This is a genomic window from Ideonella sp. B508-1 (assembly GCF_000333615.1).
Taxonomy (GTDB): domain Bacteria; phylum Pseudomonadota; class Gammaproteobacteria; order Burkholderiales; family Burkholderiaceae_C; genus Ideonella.
On sequence record NZ_BADL01000594.1, the window covers coordinates 1 to 9,377 of the forward strand.

Sequence of the window (9,377 nt, forward strand, 5' to 3'; positions counted from 1 at the left end):
TGCGCGGTTATGGGCTGAGGACGCCCCGGGCCCGCGCCGCCCGGCGCGGCGGACCGTGGCTTGAGAGCGCAGCGGCCCCAAAAAAAAGACCGCCGGAACGCGGCGGTCTTCGGTGTGGCGGCCGGGGGTACCGGCCTCAGCGCGGGCTCACTTGCTGCCCGGCACCTTGCCTTCCACGCCCTTGACGTAGTACTTCACGCCACCCAGGAAGGCGTCGTCGCCCACCACGTCCTTGGCCAGCACTTCCTTGCCGGTGTTGTCGACGATCGGGCCCTTCCAGATCACGAAGCTGCCGTCCTTCAGGCCTTCCTTGACCTTGGCGACCTTGTCCTTGACCTCGGCCGGCACGTCGTCGGCGATGGAGACCAGGTCCACCATGCCTTCCTTGACGCCCCACCAGGTCTGCTCGGTCTTCCAGGTGCCGGCCAGCATGTCCTTGGCGGCCTTCACGTAGTACGGCGTCCAGTTGATGATGGACGAGGCCAGGTGGGCCTTGGGACCGTAGGCCTTCATGTCGCTGTCCCAGCCGAAGGCGCGCTTGCCCTTCTCTTCCGCGGTCTTCAGCACGGCGGGCGAGTCGGTGTTCTGCATCAGGATGTCGGCGCCGCCGTTGATCAGGGCGGTGGCGGCTTCGGTCTCCTTGGGCGGATCGAACCACTGGTTGACCCAGACCACCTTGGTCTTGATCTTCGGGTTCACGCTCTGGGCGCCCAGGGTGAAGCTGTCGATGTTGCGGATCACCTCGGGGATGGGCACCGAGCCGACCACGCCCAGGACGTTGGTCTTGGTCATCGAGCCGGCGATCACGCCCGCCAGGTAGGCACCTTCATAGGTGCGGGCATCGTAGGTGCGCAGGTTGTCGGCGGTCTTGTAGCCGGTGGCGTGCTCGAACTTGATGTCCTTGTGGTCGGCCGCGACCTTCAGCATGGGCTCCATGTAGCCGAAGGAGGTGCCGAAGATGATCTTGTTGCCCTGGGCGGCCAGGTCGTTGAACACGCGCTCGGCGTCGGCGCCTTCGGGCACGTTCTCGACGAAGGTCGTCTGGACCTTGTCGCCCAGCTCGGCTTCCAGCGCCTTGCGGGCGCTGTCGTGGGCGAAGGTCCAGCCACCGTCACCGACCGGGCCGATGTAGGTGAAGGCCATCTTCAGAGGTTCGGGCTTGGCGGCCACCGAGGCGGCAGAGGCCGGCTCGGCCGGCGCGGGCGCGGCCTCTTCCTTCTTGCCACAGCCCACCAGGGCGGCGGTGGCAGCCAGCGTGGTCCAGCCGGCCAGTTTCAGCAGGTGGCGCTTCGAGGTCACGTCGTGATTCATGAAATCTCCATGGAGGAACAGCGAAATGATCAGGGCCTCAGTGCCCTGGCGTGAAAGGTTTGCCCAGCGAGGCGGGCATGTTGACCCGGATCCAGGTCGGGTTGCGCGAGATCAGCACCAGCACCACGATGGTGGCCAGGTAGGGCAGCATGGTCAGCCACTGGCTGGGCACTTGCACGCCCTCGCCCTGCAGGTAGAACTGCAGCATGGTGACACCACCGAACAGGTAGGCGCCCACCAGCACGCGGGCCGGCCGCCAGGTGGCGAAGGTGGTCAGGGCCAAGGCGATCCAGCCGCGGCCCGAGACCATGCCCTCCACCCACAGCGGGGTGTAGATGACCGACAGATAGGCCCCGGCCACGCCGCACAGCGCCCCGCCCACCACCACGGCCAGCAGACGGATTCGGCGCACCGGATAGCCCAGCGCATGGGCCGACTCGGGCGACTCGCCCACGGCGCGCAGGATCAGGCCGGCGCGCGAGCGGTAGAGGAACCAGGCCAGGAAGATGGCCAGCGCGATGGTCAGGTAGACCAGCGGGTGGTGACGGAACAGCGCGGGGCCGATGAAGGGAATGTCGCTGAGTACCGGGATGTGCACCTTCAGCCGCTCGCTCAACCGGTCCTGGGTGAAGCCGGTGCCCACGAAGGCCGAGAAGCCGGTGCCGAACATGCTCAGCGCCAGGCCGGTGGCGTACTGGTTGGTGTTCAGCCAGATCACCAGCACGCCGAAGATGGCCGCCAGCAGGGCGCCCGCGCCGGCACCGGCGGCAAAGGCCGCGACGTCCGAGCCGGTGTGCACCGCGGTGGCGAAGCCGGCGATGGCGGCCACCAGCATCAGGCCCTCGGCCCCGAGGTTGATGATGCCCGAGCGCTCGTTGATCAACAGGCCCAGGCCCGCCAGGGCCAGGGCGGTGCCGGCGTTCAGCGTGGCGGCCAGCAGCAATGCCAGTTCGTTCATGCCCGATCCCCCGACACGCGCCGGATGCGGTAGTTGATGAGGGTGTCGCAGGCCAGCAGCGCGAACAGCAACAGACCCTGGAACACACCGGTCAGCGCCTTGGGCATGCCCAGGCGGCTTTGCGCCAGTTCACCACCGATGTAGAACATGCTCATCAGGATGGAAGAGAAGACGATGCCCACCGGGTGCAGACGACCGACGTAGGCCACGATGATGGCCGCGAAGCCGTAGCCCACCGGCACATAGGGCGTGAGCTGGCCCAGCGGCCCGGCCGCCTCCATGGCTCCGGCCAGGCCGGCCATGCCACCGGAGATCAGCAGCGCCGTCCACAGGGCCGCGCTGGACGAGAAGCCCGCGTAGCGGGCCGCGGCCGGGGCCAGGCCACCGACCTGCAGCGCGAAGCCGCGGCGGGTGCGGAACAGCAGCACCCAGGTGGCGGCCACCGCCACCAGCGCCACCAGCACGCCGATGTTGGCGCGCAGGCCATCCACCAGGCGCGGCATCTTGGTGCTGGCGGCAAAGACCACCGTCTGCGGGAAGTTGTAGCCGTCCGGGTCCTTCCAGGGCCCGTAGACCAACCAGAACAGCACCTGCACCGCCACATAGACCAGCATCAGCGTGACCAGGATCTCGCTGGCGTTGAACTTGTCGCGCAGCCAGGCCGCGATGGCCGCCCAGAACATGCCGCCCAGCACGCCGGCCAGCAGGATGGGCACGATGATCCAGCGCGAGGTGTCCGGCCCGGCCTGCATGGCCACCCAGCCACCGGCCAACGCGCCCAGCACGTACTGGCCCTCGGCGCCGATGTTCCAGACGTTGGAGCGGAAGCAGACCGCCAGGCCCAGACCGATCAGCACCAGGGGCACCGCCTTCACGCTCAGCTCGGAAAGCGCATAGGCACTCCTGAGCGGCTCGACGAAGAAGGCCTGCAGGCCCTTGACCGGGTCCTTGCCCAAGGCCCAGAAGAGAAACACCCCCACCACCACGGTGATGGCCAGCGCCAGCACCGGCGAGGCCAGGGACATCCATTTCGACGGCTGCGGCCGCGCTTCAAGCTTCAGCATGGCTGCCTTCCCACAGACCCGACATCCATTCGCCGATCATCTCGCGCGAGGCGTCCGCGGCGGCCACCGGGGGCGAGAGCCGCCCCTGGGCGATGACCACCAGCCGGTCACTGATTTCAAAGAGTTCGTCCAGTTCCTCGCTGACCACCAGCAGGGCGCAACCGGCATCCCGCAGGGCCAGCAGCTCGCCGCGGATCTGCGCTGCGGCGCCCACGTCCACGCCCCAGGTGGGCTGCGAGATGATGAGCAGCTTGGGCCGGGCGTCGATTTCGCGCCCGACGATGAATTTCTGCAGGTTGCCACCGGACAGCGAACGCGCCACCGCGTCCGGCCCGCCGGCCTTCACGTTGAAGCGGGCGATCAGGTCGGCCGCCATCTGGCGGGTGGCGGCCAAGTTCAGCCAGCCGCCCGCGCCCACCGCCTCCTGGCGGGTCAGCAAGGTGTTCTGGGCCAGCGACAGCGTGGGCACGGCCCCGCGCCCCAGCCGCTCCTCGGGCACGAAATGCAGGCCTTGCGCCCGGCGGGCGCCCGGCGACGCCGCCGCGATGTCCCGGCCGAACAGGCTGACCGAGCCGGCCGGCGCGCGGCGGTCCTCGCCGGAAAGCGCGGCCATCAATTCCTGCTGGCCATTGCCGGACACGCCGGCCACGCCGACGATCTCGCCGGCCCGCACGTCCAGGCCGATCTGCTTGAGCGAGACGCCGAAGGGGTCGAGCTGCGGCAGCGACAGGTTCTTGACCGAGAGCACCACATCCCCCGCCTTGGACGGACGATGGGTCAGGGCCGGTGGCTCGGCGCCGATCATCAGGCGCGAGAGGCTGGCATTGGTTTCCTGCGTGGGATCGACCTCGCCGGTGACCTTGCCGACGCGCAGCACGGTGCAGTGGTGGCAGAGGTTGCGGATCTCGTCGAGCTTGTGGCTGATGTAGAGGATGGCGCAACCTTCGTCGCTGAGCTTGCGCAGCGTGACGAAGAGCTTCTCCACGGCCTGCGGTGTCAGCACCGAAGTCGGTTCGTCCAGGATGAGCAGCTGCGGCTGGGTGAGCAGGGCCCGCACGATCTCGACCCGCTGGCGCTCACCCACGCTGAGCGTATGCACCGGCCGCAGCGGGTCCACCTCCAGGCCGTAGCCGGCGGCCACCTGACGGATGCGCTCGGTGACCTCGGCCAGCGGCAGGCTCTTGTCCAGGCCCAGCCAGACGTTTTCGGCCGCAGTCAGGGTGTCGAACAGCGAGAAGTGCTGGTAGACCATGCTGATGCCCAAGGCACGCGCCTGGGCCGGGCTGGTCACCTCCACCTGCTTGCCGTTCCAGATCATCTCGCCTTCGTCCGGCTGGACGGCGCCGTAGATGATCTTCATCAGGGTGGACTTGCCCGCACCGTTCTCGCCCAGCACCGCATGGATCTGACCTGGCGCCACCTTCAGGTGGATGTCGTCATTGGCGCGAACCGCAGGGTACTGCTTGGAAATGCCGGAGAGTTCGAGTCGGAGCATGTCGAAAGAAGAGCAAGTCCGGGACATTGTGCCCTTCGCGCCGGCGCCTGCGCCAGGCCCGAAGGGTGGTGGGGCGGACAGCCCGCGCCGTCCGCCAGGGGGCACCGGGTCAGGCCCGGCGCCGCCGCGATCAGAAGTGGTATTCCGCGCGGATCATCGGGGTCTTGGCGAAGGCGCCATCACCCGCCGCACCCTTGTACGAGTTGCCGAACTTGTTCTTCCAGTACTGGTATTCGAAGCCGACCTTGAACTTCTTGGGCGTGTCCCACAGCGTGCCCACGTCGTACATCAGTTGCATGTCGATGTCGGTTTCCGGCGCGGTCTGCACGCCGAACTCGTTCTTGCCCTTGGCTGCGATGAAGTTGGCAAAGCCCTCGAAGGACAGGGGCAGGCCCACCGGCACCGGAATGGCCCAGGCGGCCGTCAGCATCGGGTGCGCTTGGTAGCTGTAGCGGGGCGTGGAGACACCGGTGTACTGATTGGTGGGGGCATTGCTCTCCCACAGCTGCAGCAGGCTCACATTCAGGAAGCCGGGCACGTCAAACATGACGGTGGGACCGGCCACCAGCATGCGCTTCTTGGAGTTGTAGCCGGCGTCGTCCTTGGTGTTCCAGTCGAAGCCAGCGGTCAGGCCCAGGTTGCGCACCACGCCCGGGTAGGACAGGTTGGCACCGGTCACCTTGGACAGATCCAGCGTGTGGCGATAGACCACATAGGCTTCCTGGGCGCCGTTGTTCGAGCCCGGCGCGGCCGGATCGCTCTTGTCCGACATCAGCAGATCGATGTTGAAGAAGTTCGTGCCGTAGGCGTAGCCGCTGACGTGGTTCAGGTCGAAGATGTTCTTGTGGATGTTGCTCGCACCGAAGGGCTCGGCGAACTTGCTGCCGTAGCGGTAGCCGATCGAGGTGTCGCTCCAGTCGGCGGCCTGAGAAGCCATCGACAGCACGGCCAGGGAGGCGGCCAGTGCGATGCGGGAAAGAGACTGCATGGGAATCGTCCTATCGTCGTTGTGGGTGAAGGGAGGGAAGTTGAGGATCAACACGGGTAACGAAGTGCAAAACTCATACCATGCTTATACCGCTACCGGTATGCAGGCCGGGTCGCTGCCAGCGAGGCTGACCGGCCACGTAGGCTGCCGACAAATTGCGCTCATCGGCCAGGGTCATCCAGGCGAACACGCGGGCATGCAGGCTCTGCGCCGGCAGTGGCACCACCTGGCCGGTGGCCACGCTGTCGCGGTGACTGGCCACCGGGCCCGCCGCCCAGTCCCAGACGCACACATCGGCCAGCCGGCCCGGCTCCAGCGCACCCAGTTCGTGCGCCAAGCCCAAGGCCTGTGCCGCCCCCAAGGTGGCCGCGTGCAGGCCGGCCCAGGCGGTCATGCGCGTGCCCCGCAGGGCCTGCACCTTGTAGGCCTCGGCCAGCGTGCGCAGCATCGACAGGCTGGTGCCGCCGCCCACGTCCGAGGCCATGGACACGCCATGGCCCACCGCCTGCGCTTCGGCCCAGTTGAACAGGCCACTGCCCAGGAAGAGGTTGCTCGTCGGGCAGAAGGCGATGTGGGCCCCGGTGTCGCGCAGCAGCGCCCGGTCGGCGTCGTCCAGCCAGATGCCATGGGCCAGCACGGCGCGCTCGTTGAGCAGGCCGTGCTGGTGATAAACGTCCAGGTAGCTGCGCGCCTGGGGGAACAGCTCCTGCACCCAGCGCACCTCGTCGAGGTTCTCGGCCACATGGGTCTGCATGTACAGGCCTGCGTGGCGCTGCAGCAGGCCACCGGCCATGGCCAGTTGCTCGGGCGTGCTGGTGATGGCAAAGCGCACCGTCACGGCGAAGGCATTGCGGCCCTGGCCATGCCAGCGGGCGATCTGCGCCTCGCAATCGCGCTGGGCGCCCACCACGTCGTCACGCAGGCCCGGCGGGGCATGGCGGTCCATCAGCACCTTGCCGGTGATGAGTCGCATGCCGCGCACCGAGGCCGCCTCGAACAGCGCATCGGCTGAGACGGCATGCACGGTGGGGAACACCACGGCCGAGGTGGTGCCATGGGCCAGCAACGTGTCCAGGAACAGCTCGGCGCCGGCACGCGCCACCGCCGGGTCGGCGAAACGCTGCTCGGCCGGGAAGGTGTAGGTCTGCAGCCAGTCCAGCAGCGTGGTCCCGAAGCTGGCGATGACGTCCAGCTGCGGGCAGTGCACATGGGTGTCGACGAAACCCGGCAGGATGAGCCGGCCGCGGTGATCCTGGCGCGGCCAGTCCTCGCCCGGGGCCTCGGCCTGGACAGCGACGATGCGACCGTCCTCGATCAGCAGCCAGTGGTCGGGACGGAAGCGCACGGCCGGGCTGTCCACATCGCCCAGGTCCGGCAGGCCGCTGAAGTCCAGCAGATCGCCGCGCAAAGCCAGACGGGTCATGCCTGCGCTCCTTCCTGGTGGCGCCGGGTGATGTCGCCCCCCCGCGTGGCCGGCATCTTGCCGGTCAGGGTGCGGGCGGTGTCGCGCACCTGCTCGCGCAACCAGCGCTGGGCCGAGGACGCATGGGTGCGGTCGTGCCAGAGCTGGTAGTAGGCCATGGCCGGAAAGGCCACCGGGCAGCGCACGATGCGCACCGGGAAGCGTTCCAGCTGACGCTCGCAGAACTGGCGGCCGGTGGTCAGCACCAGCCGCGTCTGCGCCACCATCATCGGCGCCAGGCTGAAGTGGGAGCAGCGCACCGCGATGCGCCGCTCCAGCCCCTGCAGGGCCAGGAAGTCGTCGATCACGCCGCGCGCGCCCGGGTGCATCGGCGTCGGGGCGATGTGGTCGCTGTCCAGGTAGCGCGCGGCCGTCCATTGACGCGGGTTCTTCACGGCGGGATGGTCCTCGCCCACCAGGCAGACCACCTCGTCGGTCATCAGCCGGCCCAGGTGCAGTTCCTCGGGCGGCTGCAGCCAGTTGCCCACCACCAGGTCCACCTCGCCGGTGGCCAGCTTGCGCCGGTAGTCCGAATCGGCCGACAGCGGGTGCAGCGCCACCTTCAGGCCCGGCGCCAGGGTCCGCAGCCGGGTCACCAGATCGGGCAGGAACGAGGGGTTCAAGTAGTCGGTGGCCGCGATGTTGACCTGGCCTTCGGCCTGCGCCGGCTCGAAATCGCGCCCCACACGGGCCGGGCCAAACAGGGTGTCGGCCTCCTGCAGCAGCCGTTCTGCCGGCCCCAGCAGCCCCAAAGCAGCCTCGGTCGGCACCAAACCAGTGCCCGCACGCACCAAAAGCATGTCTCCGGTCAGCGCACGCAGGCGCTTCAGCTGGGCGCTGATCTGGGGCTGCGTGCTGCCCAGTCGCAGGGCAGCCCGCGACACGCTGCGTTCGGTGATCACGGTGTGGAGGACCTTCACGAGATGGAGGTCGATGTTGGCAAAGGACAGCGCCGCTGGCATACGGCATGGCATATGCAACTCATGGGCCAGCCCGTATTCTCGCGATACCGGAAGCGAGTAACTTCCGTGCATCCCCGGCTTTTGTCTGCCACCGAATTCCCATGCCCTCACCCACGCCCATCCGCTTTCTGTTCCGAGGCCAGCCCGTGGAGGTGCCTGCCGACACGCCCACCCGCACCGTGCTGCAGTGGCTGCGCGAGGACCGCCAGGCCTGCGGCACCAAGGAAGGCTGCGCCGAAGGCGACTGCGGCGCCTGTACCGTGCTGGTGGCCGAGCTGGCGGAGAACCTGCCCTCGCCCAGCCAGGCCGTGGTCAGCGCCGGGCTGGCCCTGCGCCCGGTCAATGCCTGCATCCGCTTCTTGCCCTCGCTGCACGGCAAGGCCCTGCTGACCGTGGAGGATCTGACCAGCGTTGGCCCGGCCGCCCCCGGCCCGCTGCACCCTGCCCAGCAGGCCCTGGTGGACTGCCACGGCGCGCAGTGCGGCTTCTGCACCCCCGGCTTCGTGATGACCCTGGCCGCGGTCCACGAAGCCCACCAGGCGCACCAGGACCGGGATCCGACCGCCTGCGCGCCCAGTCGAGGTGCATTGGCCGACGCCCTGTCGGGCAACCTGTGCCGCTGCACCGGCTACCGGCCCATCCTGGATGCCGCCCAGCAGATGCTGGCCCACACCGGCCCGCGCCTGCCGCTGGCCGGCCTGCGTGACCAGTTGCTGGCCCTGCAGGCCGCGCCGGTGCCCTCGCTGGACGGCACCGTCCACGCGCCGCGCGACCTGGCCACGCTGGCCCGGCTGCGGGCCGACAAGCCCGAGGCCCGGCTGGTGGCCGGCGCCACCGACGTCGGCCTGTGGGTGACCAAGCAGATGCGCCCGCTGGGCGAGCTGATCTTCCTGGGCGATGTGGCCGAGCTGCGCCGCATCGAAGCCACGGCCACCGCCCTGCGCATCGGCGCGGCGGTGACGCTGGAGGACGCCTGGGCGGCTCTGGTCGCCCCGCTGCCGGCCCTGCACGAGATGCACCGCCGCTTCCCCGGCCCGCCGGTGCGCCACGCCGGCACGCTGGTGGGCAACCTGGGCCATGGCTCGCCCATCGGCGACGGGCCGCCGGTGCTGAACGCCCTGGGCGCCGAGCTGCTGC

8 protein-coding genes are annotated in these 9,377 nt (G+C 68.8%); 1 reads left to right on the forward strand and 7 read right to left on the reverse strand.

Annotation, left to right across the window (positions count from 1 at the left end; all coding sequences use genetic code 11):
• Positions 1-147: 147 nt before the first annotated feature.
• The 7 genes from I73_RS23680 to I73_RS30270 all read right to left on the reverse strand — a co-directional run bounded on the left by I73_RS23680 (position 148) and on the right by I73_RS30270 (position 8,252).
• Positions 148-1,311, reverse strand: a complete 1,164-nt coding sequence (locus I73_RS23680; RefSeq protein WP_022982891.1) for a BMP family ABC transporter substrate-binding protein — start codon at positions 1,309-1,311, stop codon at positions 148-150.
• 37 nt (positions 1,312-1,348) lie between these two features.
• Entirely contained in the window at positions 1,349-2,269 is a 921-nt protein-coding gene (locus I73_RS23685; RefSeq protein ID WP_022982892.1) for an ABC transporter permease, read from the reverse strand.
• Positions 2,266-3,333, reverse strand: coding sequence for an ABC transporter permease (locus I73_RS23690; RefSeq protein ID WP_022982893.1), 1,068 nt, complete (start codon positions 3,331-3,333; stop codon positions 2,266-2,268). The genes I73_RS23685 and I73_RS23690 overlap by 4 nt, the downstream gene beginning before the upstream one ends.
• Complete coding sequence (locus tag I73_RS23695; RefSeq protein WP_022982894.1) at positions 3,320-4,828, reverse strand: ABC transporter ATP-binding protein; 1,509 nt, start codon at positions 4,826-4,828, stop codon at positions 3,320-3,322. Before I73_RS23695 ends, I73_RS23690 begins: the two co-directional genes overlap by 14 nt.
• Before the next feature lie 130 nt (positions 4,829-4,958).
• Entirely contained in the window at positions 4,959-5,816 is an 858-nt protein-coding gene (locus I73_RS23700) for a BLLF1 multi-domain protein (RefSeq protein WP_022982895.1), read from the reverse strand.
• Positions 5,817-5,889: 73 nt separating this feature from the next.
• Complete coding sequence (gene guaD, locus I73_RS30265) at positions 5,890-7,239, reverse strand: guanine deaminase (RefSeq protein ID WP_022982896.1); 1,350 nt, start codon at positions 7,237-7,239, stop codon at positions 5,890-5,892.
• Positions 7,236-8,252 carry a LysR family transcriptional regulator gene (locus I73_RS30270; RefSeq protein ID WP_234409599.1) on the reverse strand — a complete coding sequence of 339 codons (1,017 nt, stop codon included), beginning with the start codon at positions 8,250-8,252 and terminating at the stop codon, positions 7,236-7,238. The genes guaD and I73_RS30270 overlap by 4 nt, the downstream gene beginning before the upstream one ends.
• An 89-nt stretch (positions 8,253-8,341) precedes the next feature.
• On the opposite strand from I73_RS30270, the gene I73_RS23715 reads away from it, so the two are divergent.
• The coding region (locus I73_RS23715; RefSeq protein WP_022982898.1) for an FAD binding domain-containing protein at positions 8,342-9,377 on the forward strand (1,036 nt) is incomplete at its 3' end.